Below are 14,895 nucleotides of genomic sequence, written 5' to 3'. Positions count from 1 at the left end.
CCGCCCAGGCGGCCCCGCCAGGGGCGCGGGGAACTGCGCGACCAGCCACACACGGCCCGCACCCGAAGACGGGGTTCCTGGGGCTCCGCCCCAAACGCCGGACGGGCTCGCACCCTGCCAAGGGCAAGCCACCCAGGGGCGCGGGGAACTGGGTGGGAAGCGGGCACGGTCCGCGGACGAGAGGCGCTCGTCCCTGCCCGCCCAACCGGAGGTGACCCGTGCCGCCCGGCACCGAGTGGCCGAGGGGCACGGGCCGCCGCGGAGCGAGCGGCGGCCGGTGCGGGGTGGTCGGGCCCGCACCGGCCTGGGGTCACCCCCGGTGGCGGGTCACCCCCGGTGGCGGCGGCGCCGCACGGCCGCCCCGCTCAGCCCCAGCACCAGCACCGCGCCCGCGCCGGACACCATCGCCAGGGACGAGTCGCCCCCGGCCCCGCCGGACCCCGCGGCCGGCTCGGCGAAGCCACCCGCCTTGCCCGACCGGTCGTACGCCGAGCCCGGCAGCTTGTCCCCGTACGCCCGCGCGACCCGCTTCTGGTAGCCCGCGAGCGTCGTGCCCCCGGCACCCACCGCCTTGACGGCGTCGTCGTCGAGCGGCAGCACCGTGCTGCCCTTCTCCACGTACCAGGCGTTGATCTGCGGCTCCTGGAACACCGTGCCGCCGGGCAGCTTCGCGGCGCCGGCCGCGGCGTAGCGGGACTCGTCGTCGCCGGTGGCTATGTTCACCACCTTCCAGGAAGCGCCCTGCTTGACCGTCCACAGCGACGCCTTCTGGCCGTCGGCGGAGACGGCCGTGGAGGCGAGGTACTCCAGCTGGGCCACCGGAGCACCCGCCCTGCCCGCCACGAACTGCGGGGAGAGCGCGTAGACGGGCACCGCGTCGCCCTCGATGCGCGGGGCCGCGGCCTTGAGGGCCACCTTGCCGTCCCGGGAGAAGAAGCGGGACAGCGTGTCGAGGGTGGCGGGGGCGGTCGCGGCCCGGCGGGCCGCGACCATGGAGTCGGCGGAGGCGAGCGGGGACTGGTCGGCGGCGGCGTACGGCGCCGCGAGGCCGACGAGGGCCACGGCGAGAACCGCGGGTGCGAGGCGGGTCACCTTCATCGTCGTCACGCCCCGATCCGGTACAGCGAGTGGGTCCAGGAGAAGGAGTTGTTGCTGACGTACCAGTCGTGCGACGCCCAGTTGTAGCGGGTGCTGGAGGGCCAGGGATCGCCCCAGTACACCCACGAGTTGGCGTCGTCGTAGCCGTACACGACGTGCATGTGGCCGCCGCCGCTCGCCCACTGGATGCGGGTCTCGATCGGCCGGTTGTTGTTGATCTCGGTCTGTACGGTCGAGTAGCGCAGCCAGCCGGTCACGTACGAGCCCGAGTTGATGCCCGCCCAGTCCAGGGCGTTCTGCACATTGCCCAGGTCCGCCTGCGAGTTGGGGCAGTCGTAGCCCTGCGCCCGGCCGAACGCCGCGTTGCAGAACTGGTTCTGGGTGTAGGTGCGGCCGAACCACGTGGCGATGGTGTTGCCGCTGCCGGCCCAGCACCAGTTGTCCTTCTGCTGGGCCTGCATGGTGATGTTGAGGCGCTTGGAACCGGCGGCGCTCGCCGCGGCGGCTGCGGCGGGCACCGGCTTGTCGTGGTGCGGGGCGGCGGTCGCTGCTGCCGTGGGGGCGGCGAACAGGGCCGCCACCACGAGGGTGAGGGCCGACAGCCGTCTCTTCTTGTCGCGCATCGCGTTCCTCCCATGGCGGGGTGGGGGGTGGGGATGGTGGGGGATCGCGTCCGGACGCTTGCTGATGAGCATCGGGCGTTGTCGAGAACAGGTCAACGCGCTTGAATGCGGGGTGGGACGCGGGTGTGAACGAAGTGGCCGGAGTGTGAACCACTCCTCCCCCGCCACCAGGTTTTCCCCGACCTGCCGCCGCGCCGCGCCCTCCCCCCACCGTGAACGTTCACTGAGGAGTCCCCCATGCTCCACACCGAGGCCGACCTGGAACAGGCGCTGCACACCGGCCCGTTCCACCTGGCGCTGCGCGCCGCACTCTCCGTACGCGGTCTGCCGCTCCAGCGGGTCCAGCACCATCTCGCCGGGCGCGGCATCAAGGTCGGTGTGACCAGCCTGAGTTACTGGCAGCAGGGCGCGCGCCGGCCACAGCGCCCCGAGTCGCTGCGTGCGGTACGCGGGCTCGAAGAGGTGCTCGGGCTCCCCGCGAACTCCCTGCTGCGCCTGCTCGACGGACCCACCGCTGCCGAGACCGACCGGCCCACGGGTCGCTCCTACCGCTCGCTCGTCGAGGCGTCGGGCGTGGTGGAGCAGCTCATCGCCGGGCTGGAGTCACCGGTGGACGGCGGGCTGCACACCGTCGGCCACCACGAGCGGGTCCGGATCGGCGCCGCCCGCGAACTGCGCGGCCGTGCCTCCCAGCATGTCGTGCGGGCCCATCGTGACGGCGTCGACCGCTATCTGGCCATCCACCGCGGGGACGCGGGCTGCGATCCGGCGCGGGTCGAGGTGCGCGCGGGCGAGAACTGCCGCACCGGACGGGTCCGGTGGGACGGCTCCAGCGGGGTCCTCGTCGCCGAGCTGCTCTTCGACACGCGGCTGCGGGCGGGCGAGACGTTCCTGTTCGGATACGGCTTCGAGGACGGCACGGGCGGCCCCAGCCACGAGTACATGCGGGGGTTCGCCTTCGCGGGCGGCCAGTACGTCCTGCAGGTGCGCTTCGACGAGCAGGCCCTGCCGGCCCGCTGCCGCCGCTTCTCGCAGAGCTCCACGGGCGCCACCCGCTCGGGCCGCAGCGACCTGACGATCAGCGGCAGGCACCGGTCGGTGCACCTGGTGGAGCAGGGTGTGCGCCCCGGGATCCTGGGGGTGGACTGGGACTGGGAGTGAGCCCTCCCGCCGGCCGCCACCGCCCGGCGTCGGCCGCCGTCAGGCGTCGGGGCCCGCCACCAGCTGACCGTCCTTGAGCTTCACCGGGACCGAGGGAAGCGGCACGGTGGCGGGGCCCTGGACGGGCTTGCCGGTCATCACGTTGAAGCGGCTGCCGTGGCAGGGGCAGTTCGCGTGGCCGTCCTCGATCTTCTCCAGGAGGCAGCCGGCGTGCGTGCACTGCGCGCTGAACGCCTTGTACTCGCCCTTCGCCGGGCAGCACACCATGACGCGCTGCTCGCGGTAGAGCTTGGCGCCGCCGACCGGGACCGCGTCCGGCGAGCCGAGCGGCTCGGGGGCGGTCGGCGTGGGCGTCTCGGCGTGGCCGAGCTTGGACTCGGTGGAGCAGGCGGCCACGCCGACCCCCGCGGCCCCGGCGAGGGCGGCGCCTTTCAGCACGGTGCGACGGGCGGCGGGCTGGCCGGTCATGGGCTCTCCACTGATCACTGGTCTCGTCCTGGCCGGCCGTCGCGCGACCGGACCGGCCGGCGCGCAACCGACCCGGGTTGCGCATTCGACGATACCGGCGCAGAACGACAGCTTTTCGGCGGGGCTGCCCCTGCCCCGGTCCGGCCGGGTCGGGGCTGCCCGTACGGGCGGGTGATGGGTTACGTTCTGGCCGTGATCGTCGTAGCCGGAGAGTCCCTCATCGACCTGGTGCCGCTGCACCCGGAGGATCCCCTGGGGCCGCTGTCGCCCCGGCCGGGCGGTGGGCCGTACAACACTGCGGTGGCCCTGGGGCGGCTCGGCGCGGAGGCGGCCTTCTGCTCCCGGGTGTCCACGGACGGGTTCGGGGAGACGCTCCTTGGCGGGCTCGCCGCGGTCGGCGTGGACACGTCCCTGGTGCAGCGCGGGCCGGAACCCACGACGCTCGCCGTCGCGGCGGTGGGGCCGGACGGCTCCGCGGGGTACGGCTTCTACGCGGACGGCACCGCGGACCGCCTCTTCGAACTCCCCCCTCACCTCCCGCCGCGGGCAACGGCGTTGGCCCTCGGCACCTGCTCCCTGGTCCTCGAACCGGGAGCGAGTGCCTACGAGGCCCTGCTGCGCAGGGAGTCGGACCGGGGCCTGCTCACGCTCCTCGACCCGAACATCCGCGCGGCGCTGATCCCGGACCCCGACGCCTACCGCGCCCGCTTCCGGAGCTGGCTGCCGTACGTGTCCCTCCTGAAGCTCTCGGAGGAGGACGCGGCGTGGCTCGGCGGCACGGTCGAGGAGTGGCTCGGCGCGGGCCCGCGAGCGGTGGTCGTGACGCGGGGCGCGGCGGGCCTGTCGGCGCACACCGCGGAGGGCGGGGAGTACGCGGTGCCGGCGGAACGCGTGAAGATCGCGGACACGATCGGGGCGGGGGACACGGTGAACGCGGCGCTGCTGCGGCACGTGCCGACGGTGTCCGCCCTGTCCTCGGCGGACTGGCCGGGCGTCCTGCGGTACGCGGCGAGGGCGGCGGCCCTGACCTGCGCGAGAACGGGGGCGCAGCCTCCCACGGCGGAGGAAGTGCGGGCCGCCTCCTGACGCATCCGCCCGATGGCCACGACGGTGACCGCCTGCCCCGCGGTCATTCGTAGACCGTGCAGGGTCACCCGCGCAGTTCCCCGGCGCCCCTCGATGCCGAGCGGCACGCACAACCTCAGCCGGTCCGGCGATGGAGGACGAGCGCCGTTCAGGCGCGAACGGAGTCCGGGGTGGAGCCCCGGGACGCCCGCCCCTCCCCCGCCCCCGGGAGGGTTGAGGGAAGGGGCGGGGTGGGGCACACCTCAGGCCTTACGCGTCCGAGCCGCAACCTTCTTCGCAACCCCACCCTTCGCGGCGGCACTCTTCGCGGCAGCACTCTTCGCGACGGCACTCTTCTTCGCCGGCTTCGCCGCCTTCCGCACCGACGACGGCCCCGCGTCGCTGATGCGGTCCGCCCCCAGAATGTCCCGCAGGAACTTCCCGGTGTGGCTGGCCGGCACCGAGGCCACCTCCTCGGGCGTGCCCTCGGCGATCACGAGGCCTCCCCCGTTGCCGCCCTCCGGCCCCATGTCGATGACCCAGTCCGCGGTCTTCACGACATCCAGGTTGTGCTCGATGACGATCACCGTGTTGCCCTTGTCGACCAGCCCGGACAGCACCTTGATCAGCTTCGAGATGTCCTCGAAGTGCAGCCCGGTGGTGGGCTCGTCGAGGACGTACACCGTGCGCCCCGTGGACCGCTTCTGCAGCTCGGAGGCCAGCTTCACGCGCTGCGCCTCACCGCCCGACAGGGTCGGCGCGGACTGCCCGAGCCGAACGTAGCCGAGCCCGACCTCGTTCAGCGTCCGCAGGTGGCGGGCGATAGTCGGCACGGCCTCGAAGAACTCCAGGCCCTCCTCGATCGGCATGTCCAGCACCTCGGCGATGGACTTGCCCTTGTAGTGGACTTCCAGCGTCTCCCGGTTGTAGCGCGCCCCGTGGCAGACCTCGCACGGCACGTACACGTCGGGCAGGAAGTTCATCTCGATCTTGATGGTGCCGTCGCCTGAGCAGTTCTCGCAGCGGCCGCCCTTGACGTTGAAGGAGAACCGGCCCGGCAGGTAGCCCCGGACCTTCGCCTCCATCGTCTCGGCGAACAGCTTGCGGACGTGGTCGAAGACGCCCGTGTACGTCGCCGGGTTGGACCGCGGGGTGCGGCCGATCGGCGACTGGTCGACGTGGACGACCTTGTCGACGAGGTCGTCCCCGGCGACCCGGGTGTGCCGGCCGGGCACGCTGCGCGCCCCGTTCAGCTCGCGGGCCAGGTGGGTGTAGAGGATGTCGTTGACCAGCGTCGACTTGCCGGAGCCGGAGACGCCGGTGACGGCGGTCAGGACGCCCAGCGGGAACGACACGTCGATGTCGCGGAGGTTGTTCTCCTTCGCGCCGTGCACGGTGAGCCGGCGCTTGGGGTCCGTGGGACGCCGCAGGTCGGGCAGCGGAATCGACTTCTTGCCCGCCAGGTACTGGCCGGTCATCGACTCCTTGTTGCTCAGGAGCTGCTTCAAGGGGCCGCTGTGGACGACCTTTCCGCCGTGCTCACCGGCGCCGGGGCCGATGTCGACGACCCAGTCGGCCACCTTGATGGTGTCCTCGTCGTGCTCGACGACGATCAGGGTGTTGCCCATGTCGCGCAGGCGCACGAGCGTCTCGATGAGGCGGTGGTTGTCGCGCTGGTGCAGCCCGATCGACGGCTCGTCCAGGACGTACAGGACGCCGACGAGGCCGGAGCCGATCTGGGTGGCGAGCCGGATGCGCTGGGCCTCGCCACCGGAGAGGGTGCCGGCCGCGCGGTTGAGCGAGAGGTAGTCGAGGCCGACGTCGACCAGGAACTTCAGCCGCTCGTTGACCTCCTTGAGGACCCGCTCGGCGATCTTCTTGTCGCGGGCGTTGAGCCGCAGCTCGGCGAGGAAGTCGGCGCAGTCGCTGATCGACATCGCGGCGACCTCGGCGATGGACTTCTCCATCACGGTGACCGCGAGGACCAGCGGCTTGAGGCGGGTGCCCGCACAGGTGGGGCAGGGCACCTCGCGCATGTAGCCCTCGAAGCGCTCGCGTGCCCCGTCGCTCTCCGCCTCGGAGTGGCGCCGCTTGACGAACGGCACGGCGCCTTCGAAGGCGGTGGTGTACGCCCGCTCCCGGCCGTAGCGGTTGCGGTAGCGGACCTCGATCTGGGTCTTGTGGCCGGACAGCAGCGCCTTCCTGGCGCGCTGCGGAAGGCCGGCCCAGGGGATGTCAGTGCGGAAGCCGAGCTCGCCGGCGAGCGCGCCCACCAGGCGGGCGAAGTAGTCCTTGGTGTGGCCGTGCGACCACGGGTGGATGGCGCCCTCGTCGAGCGACTTGTCCTCGTCCGGCACGATCAGGTCGGGGTCGACCTCCATGCGGGTGCCGATGCCGGTGCAGTCGGGGCAGGCGCCGAACGGCGAGTTGAAGGAGAAGGAGCGCGGCTCCAGCTCCTCGAAGGAGAGGTCGTCGTACGGGCAGTACAGGTGCTCCGAGTACATCCGCTCGCGCTCGGGGTCGTCGGCCGGCAGGTCGACGAAGTCGAGCACCACCATGCCGCCCGCGAGACCGAGCGCGGTCTCCACCGAGTCGGTGAGGCGGCGCTTGGCGCCGTCCTTCACGGTGAGGCGGTCGATGACCACCTCGATGGTGTGCTTCTCCTGCTTCTTCAGCTTGGGCGGCTCGGCGAGCTGGATGGTCTCGCCGTCGACGCGGGCACGGCTGTAGCCCTTGGTCTGGAGGTCGGCGAAGAGATCGACGAACTCGCCCTTGCGCTCGCGGACGAGCGGCGAGAGCACCTGGAAGCGGCTCCCCTCCGGCAGTTCGAGCACCTTGTCGACGATGGCCTGCGGCGACTGGCGGGAGATCGGCCGGTGGCACTCGGGGCAGTGCGGCTTGCCGATGCGCGCGAAGAGCAGACGCAGGTAGTCGTAGACCTCGGTGATGGTGCCGACCGTCGAGCGCGGGTTGCGCGAGGTCGACTTCTGGTCGATGGAGACGGCGGGCGAGAGACCTTCGATGAAGTCGACGTCCGGCTTGTCCATCTGGCCGAGGAACTGGCGGGCGTACGAGGACAGCGACTCGACGTACCGCCGCTGTCCCTCGGCGAAGATCGTGTCGAAGGCGAGCGAGGACTTGCCCGACCCGGACAGACCCGTGAAGACGATGAGGGAGTCGCGCGGCAGGTCGAGCGAGACGTTCTTGAGGTTGTGCTCGCGCGCGCCACGGACGATGAGACGGTCGGCCACGCCGGTCCGCACCTTTCATAGGGAGAGGGAGCTGCAGGACCCCCATTCAGGGTAGGGGGGCCGCCGCGGTGGTGTCGTTGATTCTTGGATGAATCCGGACAGGTTCCTCAACGGTTCTGAGCGGGAACCCATTCCCGAGCGTATAGCACGTGCATTCGATTTACGGACTCGTCCTGCCACCTTCACCCGGACGAGTGGCGGGGCTATCGTCGGCGCCATGATTGATCACGCACGCGACCTGGCCTCTGTACGCGAAGCCACCGATCGGCTGCTCAGTGCAGCCGCCGCACTGGACAACGCCTCCGTCGCCGAGCCGTCACGGCTGCCCGGCTGGAGCCGCGGCCACGTGCTGGCCCATCTCGCACGGAACGCGGACGCGCTCGTCGAGGTGCTCGCCGGGCGGCCCATGTATGCGAGCGCCGAGGCCCGGGACGCGGACATCGAGCGGGACGCGCCCCGTCCGCTGGAGACCCAGCTCGCGGACGTGCGCGACAGCGCGGCCGGCTTCCAGGCGGAGGGCGAGCGGCCGGCCGACTGGTCGCGCACCGTCGAGCTGCGCAACGGCGTGACGGACGCCGCGGCGCGCGTGCCGTTCCGCCGGCTCATCGAGGTCGAGCTGCACCACGTGGACCTCGGGATCGGCTATGAACTCGAAGACCTCTCCGAGGACTTCGTGCGCCGCGAGACCGACTTCCTCACCGCCCGCTTCGCCGGCCACAAGGACCTTCCGACGATCGCCCTGAGCGACGACAAGGGCCGCACGTGGACCACCGGGGGCGGCGCGGAAGGCGCCACCGTGGAGGTCCACGGCCGCGCCGCCGACCTCGTCGGCTGGCTCGCCGGCCGGCGCGACGGCGCCGCCCTGAAGACGGCCGGCGCAGCGCTGCCCGCCCTGCCTCCGCTCTGACCCCGGCGCTAGGCTGAGCCCATGACGTACAGCGGAGCGGTGAAGGCCGGCGGTCCCGCCGATGTGCACGAGCTGACCGACCTGATGATCTCCAAGGTGCAGGTCGGATCCATGGGCAACAACGCGTATCTGCTGCGCTGCCGCAACACCGGCGAGCAACTGCTCATCGACGCGGCGGCGGAGCCCGGCACCCTGCTCACGCTGATCGGTGACGACGGCATCGCGTCCGTCGTCACCACGCACCGCCACGGCGACCACTGGGGGGCGCTCGCCGAGGTCGTCGCCGCGACCGGCGCGCGCACCTACGCGGGGCGCCACGACGCCGAGGGCATCCCGGTGGCGACCGATGTGCTCGTCGAGGACGGCGACACCCTCACCGTGGGGCGTGTGGAGCTGACCGCGCGCCACCTCGTCGGCCACACGCCGGGCTCGATCGCCCTGGTCTACGACGACCCGCACGGGCACCCCCACGTCTTCACCGGTGACTGCCTCTTCCCCGGCGGTGTGGGCAACACCTGGAAGGACCCGGAGGCCTTCGCCAGCCTCATCCGCGATGTCGAGGCCAAGCTCTTCGACACCCTGCCGGACGAGACCTGGGTCTATCCCGGGCACGGAAACGACACCACGCTCGGTGACGAGCGCCCGCACCTGCCGGAGTGGCACGCCCGGGGCTGGTAGCCGCGCGGCGGCACCCGCCGCCGCCACCCGGGCGCCCGGTCCGCTCACCGCGCCGTAGAAGTCCATGCCCCGATCGTGGCACCCGCCACTGACAATCGGGCTTCCGCGCAGGTCCGGCCGCCTTTCCGGGCGACCGGCGCGCGAAGCGTCCGCGCCGCCGCGCAGCCGCCACCCCGCCCCCCGAGCTTCCGCGCGCCCCCGTAACGGATGATCACCGTGGGTAGTTGGCGCGACATGCGCACCAGCACCACACCCGCCCCCGGCCCCCCGTCGATGCTCCGCCTCGCGGCCGCCTCGCTCGCGGGCACCGCCATCGAGTTCTACGACTTCTTCGTGTACGGGACCGCGGCCGCCCTCGTTCTCGGCCCGCTCTTCTTTCCGACCTTCTCCGCGCTCGCGGGGACCCTCGCCGCCTTCGGCACCTTCGGGGCCGGCTTCCTCGCCCGCCCCCTGGGCTCCGTCGTCTTCGGACACATCGGCGACCGCTACGGGCGCCGCCCGGTCATGTTCGCCTCGCTCACCCTGACCGGGCTCGCGACGGTGGCGGTCGGCTGTGTGCCCTCGTACGCCACCCTCGGCATCGCCGCGCCCGTACTGCTCCTGGTGCTGCGCTTCCTGCAAGGGCTCGGACTGGGCGGCGAATGGGGCGGCGCCGTGCTGCTGACCGCCGAGCACGCGCCCGCCCACCGGCGCGGGCTGTGGACGAGCTTCCCGCAGATCGGGCCCTCCGTCGGCTTCCTGCTGGCCAACGGGGCCCTCCTCGCCCTGTCCGCCGCCCTGAGCGACGCCCAGTTCCGCGCCTGGGGGTGGCGGGTGCCGTTCTGGGGCGCCGGGCTGCTCGCGCTCGCCGGGCTGCTGCTGCGCACCTCCCTCGCGGAGACGCCGCACTTCCGCGCGATGGGCGAACCGGTCAGGCTGCCGCTGCTCGAAGTGGTGCGCGGGCACGGCCGGTTGGTGCTGCTCACCGCCGGCGCCCTCGCGGTCGGATACGCCGTCTTCTACGCGGTCTCCACCTGGTCCCTCGCGTACGCGACCGAGCGGCTGGGGGTCGACCGCACCGTGATGCTGGCCTGCGTCATGGCGGCCGTCGCGATCATGGGCCCGCTGACCCCGGTCGTGGCGCTCCTCGGCGACCGGTACGGGCGGCGGCCCCTGTGTCTCGTGGGGTGCGCGGCGACGGTGGTCTGGATGTTCCCGATGGTGGCGCTCCTGGAGACCGCCGAGCCGCTCCTGATGTTCGCCGGGTTCCTGGGCGCGATGCTGGCGTTCATCACGATGTTCGCGGTGATCGCCGCGTATCTGCCGGAGCTGTACGAGCCGAAGGTGCGCTGCACGGGCGCTGCGGTCGGCTACAACCTGGGCGGGGTGATCGGCGGCGCGCTGACCCCGATCGTGGCGACCGCGCTGTCCCGGGGAGACGGCCCGCCCTGGGGCGTCGCCGCGTATCTGACGGGGCTGGGGCTGTTGAGCCTGGGCTGCTTCGCACTGCTGCCCGAGACGGGTCCGCAGGCGGCGGTGCGGGCGGTTCCCGGGGCGGAATCGGAGACGGCCCCCGCGTAGGGGGCCGTCTCGTCGCATCCGGTGGGCGACCCGCCGCCCGGCGGCGGGTCGCCCGGTCAGGCGCCGATGCTGTCCTTCTCCTGCGCCTCGGCCGCCGTCTGCTTCTTGGCGGCGATCAGGCTGGTGATGGTGGTGATGACCAGCACGCCGCAGATGACCCCGAGGGAGACCGGGATGGAGATCTCCGGGACGTGCACCCCGTTCTCGTGCAGGGCGTGCAGCACCAGCTTCACGCCGATGAAACCGAGGATCACCGAGAGGCCGTAGCTGAGGTGGACCAGCTTCTTGAGCAGCCCGCCGATCAGGAAGTACAGCTGGCGCAGGCCCATCAGCGCGAAGGCGTTGGCGGTGAAGACGATGTACGGGTCCTGGGTGAGGCCGAAGATCGCCGGGATCGAGTCCATCGCGAAGAGCACGTCGGTGGTGCCGATGGCGAGCATGACGACCATCAGCGGCGTCATGATCTTCTTGCCGTTCTTCGCCACGAACAGCTTGGTGCCGTGGTACCTGTCGGCGACGCCGAACTTCTTCTCGACGGACTTCAGGAGGCGGTTCTCCTCGAACTCCTCCTCCTCGTCACCGGAGCGCGCCTCCTGGATGAGCTTCCAGGCCGTGTAGATCAGGAACGCGCCGAAGATGTAGAAGACCCACGAGAAGTTGGCGATGACCGCCGCACCGGCCGCGATGAAGATGGCGCGCAGCACCAGGGCGATCAACACGCCGAAGAGCAGCACCCGTTGCTGGAGGTGCGAGGGGACCGAGAACTTCGCCATGATCAGGATGAAGACGAAGAGGTTGTCGACGGAGAGCGACTTCTCGGTGATGAAGCCGGCGAAGAACTCGCCCGACGCCTGGCTGGTGCCGAAGACCAGCAGGCCCACGCCGAAGAGCGCGGCCAGCACGATCCAGACCACGGTCCAGATGCCGGCTTCCTTGACCGATACGTCGTGGGGCTTGCGCCCGATGAAGAAGTCGGCCGCGATCAGGGCACACAGACCGAGAATGGTCAGCACCCACAAGGTCATTGAAACGTCCACTGCGCCTCCGGCGTCGTACGGCTACTGATCAGCGTCGTCGCTGCCGGAGGTCTCTTCCACCCGGGCGCCTTCCCTCGCGCCGCGGGCCGGCGCCCCGGGACCCGTCCCGTGGGTCCGTATTGACGGGAACGCCGCAGTCGGGAGTACTCCCCTCCGCTGGAAGGAAGCCTACCCGAATACCCAAGAAAAGGTAAAGAGATTGGTAAAGGAAGGCCAAGTCTCCAGGTGGGGACGGTTCGTGGTCTAGCGGGGCCAGGCCGAGCGCGCGTCGCCGACCTGGCCGAGCACCTGCTCCAGGATCAGGCTGCCCGCCGGCGCGAGGGGCGGCTCGTACGTCCAGGCGTGGCCCACCCACGGGTCGGCGAGGTGGTCCTCGGGGACCGGCGTCAGCCGCAGCAGCGAGCGCCACAGCGGGTGCAGCACCGGCCCGTACTCGCTCGCGTCGTCGCGGTCCGCGACCATCAGGAGGTGGACGCCGACCGAGGGCCCCTCGTCGGCGAGGTAGCGCAACTGGTTGAGGGCGCGGTCGTCGAAGCCGTGCGGAAAGTCGTTGACGATCAGCAGCTGCTCCGAGGTGTCCAGGGTGGGCGGCAGGGCGTCCGCACCGGCGCCGCCCCGGACCGCCATCTGCACCAGGTCCACCCGCTCGGTGAGCCGGGCCAGCACCTGGGCCACTCCCTCGGCGCCCGCGGCGGGCGGCGCGGCCACCACCCCGGCCCGGGTGAGCGGGGCCAGCCGGGCCGCGGCCGAGCCCGCCGGGTCGATGACGTGGACCGTGAACTCGTGCGCCGGGTAGACCGCGAGCAGCCGGGCCGCGATCGCCACGGCCGTGTCCACGGCGAGGCCCTTGATCTGCTCCGGATCCATGAACGCGGCCACCTCCGAGCCGACGCGCCCCGCGTCGATCCACAGACCGCGCTCCAACGGCAGCCTCACCAGCATCGGAATGCGCAGCTCCGGCCGCTCGGGCAGTCGCACGTCGCCGATCCGCAGGGCCATGGGGAGCTCCATCGGCACCCGGTAGCCCTGCCAGACCGGGCTGGACCAGCGGGCGTACGCGGGCGGCAGCGCGGGCTCGACGACCTCGGACTCGGCGGTCAGCTGCGCGAGCTCCCGGTCCAGCACCTCCCTGGCCCGCGTGACGAGGTCCTCGCGCTTGGCGCGGGCCGCCTCGCGTGCCAGGTCACCGGCGGTGCCCATGCGGCCGCGCGGGTCGGACAGGGCCCGGTCGAGCTCCTGCTCCTCGCGCGAGTCCGCGAAGTCGACGGCGCTGCGGTAGGCGGCGACGGCGCGGGCCAGGTCCTCGAACATGCCCCACACCTGGTTGTAGAGCCGCTCGTCCATGGACCAGCCGCCGGCGTCGCCCGCGACCGGGCGCGGCGGCTCGCCCGGGGCGGCGGCCGGCGGGGCCGGAGGCGGTGGCGGCGGCGCGGCGGTCCGGCGGCGCGGATGCGTGTAGCTGATGGGACCGCCGTCGCCGACCGCCTGTTGGGGCACGGCAGCGGGCGGCTCGGCAGTAGGCGGTTCGACCCCTGGCTGCGCGGTGCCGGCCTGCGTGGGGCCGGCCGCCTGCGTGGGGCCGCCGGCCACCGACGCTCCGGCGGCGCGCACCCGGGCGTCGTCGCTCGCACGCGGCGGGGGCGCCGCCACCGAACGGGAGACGCCGACCGCGATCGCCTCCTGGATGGCGGCGGCCAGCTGCCCCGCTCCGGGCAGGCCGTGGTCGGCCAGCAGATCGGCGAGGCCGCCCGCGTACCCCTGGCCCACCGCGCGGACCTTCCAGGCGCCCTGGCGGCGGTAGAGCTCAAGGGCCACCACCGCGGACTCCTCGCTCAGGCCGGTGATCGTGAAGCTGGCGATCTCCGTGCCGTCGAGACCGGTGACGGCGACGAAGGGCGCGGCGACGGCGGCGAACCGGCTGGGCCCCGGCGTGCCGAGCGGGAGCGCGAGGAGCACGCCGACCCGGTGCACGCCCTCGTCCAGGGCCTCCAGGTCCACGGCGAGCCGGTGGTCGGCGGCGGCCTGCCGGGAGACCTCGACGCCGGGCAGGGCCGGCGAGCCCGGGTGGGCGACCCGCTCGGCGGCGCGCACCTGTCCCCGCTCGTCGCCGAGCGTGGCCCCGGCCACGATCGGGGTGCCGGCCGACACCCGGATTTCCAGTCGGGTCCGGGGCAGGGGGTGGTTCTGTCCCCGTACCAGCTCGGCCGTCATCGCCTCTGTCCCCTCGTCGAGTTGATGGTGGTGCGACTGCGGTCGTGGACCGTGGTGGGTGTGCGGTTGTGGTGCAGCTCCCGGCGGCGTCGTGCCTCCGGGAGCTGCGGTGTCGCGGTACTGCTCTGCTCGGTGCTGCGGTGTCAGAGGTGGGGCAGGATCGCCGGCATCAGGTCCTGGAAGGTGCGCCCGTTGGCCGGGTTGCCGATGGCCGTCATCTGCCAGCCGGCGCCCGAGCGGTGCACCTTGGCCATGATCTGCGCCGTGTACTGACCGCCGCCGTCCAGCGTGTAGCGGGCCAGCTCCTGGCCGTTGGTCTCGTCGACGAGACGGCAGAACGCGTTCTGCACCTCTTGGAACGTCTGGCCGGTGAACGAGTTCACCGTGAAGACGATCTGGTCGATGTGGACCGGCACACGGGCGAGGTCGACCAGGATCGACTCGTCGTCACCGCCCTGGCCCGCACCGCCGACGAGGTTGTCGCCGGTGTGCCGGACCGAGCCGTCGTCGCTCACGAGGTGGCGGAAGAAGACCACGTCCACGGGCTGCTTGTCGGCGAAGAGCACCGCCGAGGCGTCCAGGTCGATCTCCTGCGTCCGCTTGCCGAACAGGCCCCGGCGCGGGGCCGCCTGCCAGCCCAGCCCCATCCGCACCGCGGTCAGGGTGCCGCCACCCTGCTTCTCCAGGCTGATGGCCTGACCCTTGGACAGATTGACCGTCACGCGCTGTCCCCTCTCCCCATGTGTCGTTCTTGACATGCTTTGCGTTGGTGTTCGTTCTCCGGCCCGAACCCTACGCAGTGACGTGGCCCACGCCACTATGCGGGGGCCTTTTGT

12 protein-coding genes are annotated in these 14,895 nt (G+C 72.1%); 5 read left to right on the top strand and 7 right to left on the bottom strand.

Features of this window, described 5'->3' with window-relative positions; genetic code table 11:
- Nucleotides 1–327 precede the first annotated feature (327 nt).
- Both OOJ98_RS07455 and OOJ98_RS07450 read right to left on the bottom strand, forming a co-directional pair.
- The gene (locus tag OOJ98_RS07455; protein ID WP_267055554.1) at nucleotides 328–1,098 is read right to left on the bottom strand and encodes a hypothetical protein; all 771 of its coding nucleotides are present in this window, start codon (nucleotides 1,096–1,098) and stop codon (nucleotides 328–330) included.
- A 5-nt stretch (nucleotides 1,099–1,103) separates the two neighbouring features.
- Nucleotides 1,104–1,721 carry a papain-like cysteine protease family protein gene (locus tag OOJ98_RS07450; protein WP_267053824.1) on the bottom strand — a complete coding sequence of 206 codons (618 nt, stop codon included), beginning with the start codon at nucleotides 1,719–1,721 and terminating at the stop codon, nucleotides 1,104–1,106.
- A 237-nt stretch (nucleotides 1,722–1,958) separates the two neighbouring features.
- Here OOJ98_RS07450 and OOJ98_RS07445 point away from each other — a divergent pair, with 237 nt between their 5' ends.
- Complete coding sequence (locus tag OOJ98_RS07445) at nucleotides 1,959–2,882, top strand: hypothetical protein (protein WP_267053823.1); 924 nt, start codon at nucleotides 1,959–1,961, stop codon at nucleotides 2,880–2,882.
- A gap of 39 nt (nucleotides 2,883–2,921) precedes the next feature.
- On the opposite strand, the gene OOJ98_RS07440 is transcribed toward OOJ98_RS07445, so the two are convergent.
- Nucleotides 2,922–3,350 (bottom strand): Rieske (2Fe-2S) protein, encoded by a 429-nt coding sequence (locus OOJ98_RS07440; RefSeq protein WP_267053822.1) that lies wholly within the window; start codon nucleotides 3,348–3,350, stop codon nucleotides 2,922–2,924.
- A 192-nt stretch (nucleotides 3,351–3,542) separates the two neighbouring features.
- On the opposite strand from OOJ98_RS07440, the gene OOJ98_RS07435 reads away from it, so the two are divergent.
- Nucleotides 3,543–4,436: a carbohydrate kinase gene (locus tag OOJ98_RS07435; protein WP_267053821.1), complete on the top strand. Its 894-nt coding sequence runs from the start codon at nucleotides 3,543–3,545 to the stop codon at nucleotides 4,434–4,436.
- Nucleotides 4,437–4,678: 242 nt separating this feature from the next.
- Here OOJ98_RS07435 and uvrA read toward each other — a convergent pair whose 3' ends face one another.
- A complete protein-coding gene (uvrA, locus tag OOJ98_RS07430; RefSeq protein ID WP_267053820.1) occupies nucleotides 4,679–7,666 on the bottom strand; it encodes an excinuclease ABC subunit UvrA in 2,988 nt (995 codons plus the stop codon).
- A gap of 217 nt (nucleotides 7,667–7,883) precedes the next feature.
- Between uvrA and OOJ98_RS07425 the strand changes: the two genes are divergently transcribed.
- The 3 genes from OOJ98_RS07425 (at nucleotide 7,884) to OOJ98_RS07415 (ending at nucleotide 10,811) form a co-directional block, all read left to right on the top strand.
- The gene (locus OOJ98_RS07425; RefSeq protein WP_267053819.1) at nucleotides 7,884–8,573 is read left to right on the top strand and encodes a maleylpyruvate isomerase family mycothiol-dependent enzyme; all 690 of its coding nucleotides are present in this window, start codon (nucleotides 7,884–7,886) and stop codon (nucleotides 8,571–8,573) included.
- Nucleotides 8,574–8,594: 21 nt separating this feature from the next.
- The gene (locus tag OOJ98_RS07420) at nucleotides 8,595–9,251 is read left to right on the top strand and encodes an MBL fold metallo-hydrolase (RefSeq protein ID WP_267053818.1); all 657 of its coding nucleotides are present in this window, start codon (nucleotides 8,595–8,597) and stop codon (nucleotides 9,249–9,251) included.
- A gap of 273 nt (nucleotides 9,252–9,524) precedes the next feature.
- A complete protein-coding gene (locus OOJ98_RS07415) occupies nucleotides 9,525–10,811 on the top strand; it encodes an MFS transporter (RefSeq protein WP_267055553.1) in 1,287 nt (428 codons plus the stop codon).
- A gap of 56 nt (nucleotides 10,812–10,867) precedes the next feature.
- Here OOJ98_RS07415 and OOJ98_RS07410 read toward each other — a convergent pair whose 3' ends face one another.
- The 3 genes from OOJ98_RS07410 to OOJ98_RS07400 form a co-directional block, all read right to left on the bottom strand.
- A complete protein-coding gene (locus tag OOJ98_RS07410; RefSeq protein WP_267053817.1) occupies nucleotides 10,868–11,848 on the bottom strand; it encodes a TerC family protein in 981 nt (326 codons plus the stop codon).
- Nucleotides 11,849–12,091: 243 nt separating this feature from the next.
- Nucleotides 12,092–14,059, bottom strand: a complete 1,968-nt coding sequence (locus OOJ98_RS07405) for a TerD family protein (RefSeq protein WP_267053816.1) — start codon at nucleotides 14,057–14,059, stop codon at nucleotides 12,092–12,094.
- A 143-nt stretch (nucleotides 14,060–14,202) separates the two neighbouring features.
- Nucleotides 14,203–14,781 carry a TerD family protein gene (locus OOJ98_RS07400; protein WP_267053815.1) on the bottom strand — a complete coding sequence of 193 codons (579 nt, stop codon included), beginning with the start codon at nucleotides 14,779–14,781 and terminating at the stop codon, nucleotides 14,203–14,205.
- Nucleotides 14,782–14,895: the final 114 nt, after the last annotated feature.

Source organism: Streptomyces sp. NBC_00083 (genome assembly GCF_026343295.1).
Taxonomy (GTDB): domain Bacteria; phylum Actinomycetota; class Actinomycetes; order Streptomycetales; family Streptomycetaceae; genus Streptomyces.
This window is presented reverse-complemented; position numbering and strand designations above follow the sequence as displayed.

Excerpts from the sequence above, each read along its gene's own strand:
- OOJ98_RS07455 (WP_267055554.1), bottom strand. The coding sequence starts at position 1,098 with ATGAAGGTGACCCGCCTCGCACCCGCGGTTCTCGCCGTGGCCCTCGTC.
- OOJ98_RS07450 (WP_267053824.1), bottom strand. The coding sequence starts at position 1,721 with ATGCGCGACAAGAAGAGACGGCTGTCGGCCCTCACCCTCGTGGTGGCG.
- OOJ98_RS07445 (WP_267053823.1), top strand. The coding sequence starts at position 1,959 with ATGCTCCACACCGAGGCCGACCTGGAACAGGCGCTGCACACCGGCCCG.
- OOJ98_RS07440 (WP_267053822.1), bottom strand. The coding sequence starts at position 3,350 with ATGACCGGCCAGCCCGCCGCCCGTCGCACCGTGCTGAAAGGCGCCGCC.
- OOJ98_RS07425 (WP_267053819.1), top strand. The coding sequence starts at position 7,884 with ATGATTGATCACGCACGCGACCTGGCCTCTGTACGCGAAGCCACCGAT.
- OOJ98_RS07420 (WP_267053818.1), top strand. The coding sequence starts at position 8,595 with ATGACGTACAGCGGAGCGGTGAAGGCCGGCGGTCCCGCCGATGTGCAC.
- OOJ98_RS07415 (WP_267055553.1), top strand. The coding sequence starts at position 9,525 with ATGCTCCGCCTCGCGGCCGCCTCGCTCGCGGGCACCGCCATCGAGTTC.
- OOJ98_RS07405 (WP_267053816.1), bottom strand. The coding sequence starts at position 14,059 with ATGACGGCCGAGCTGGTACGGGGACAGAACCACCCCCTGCCCCGGACC.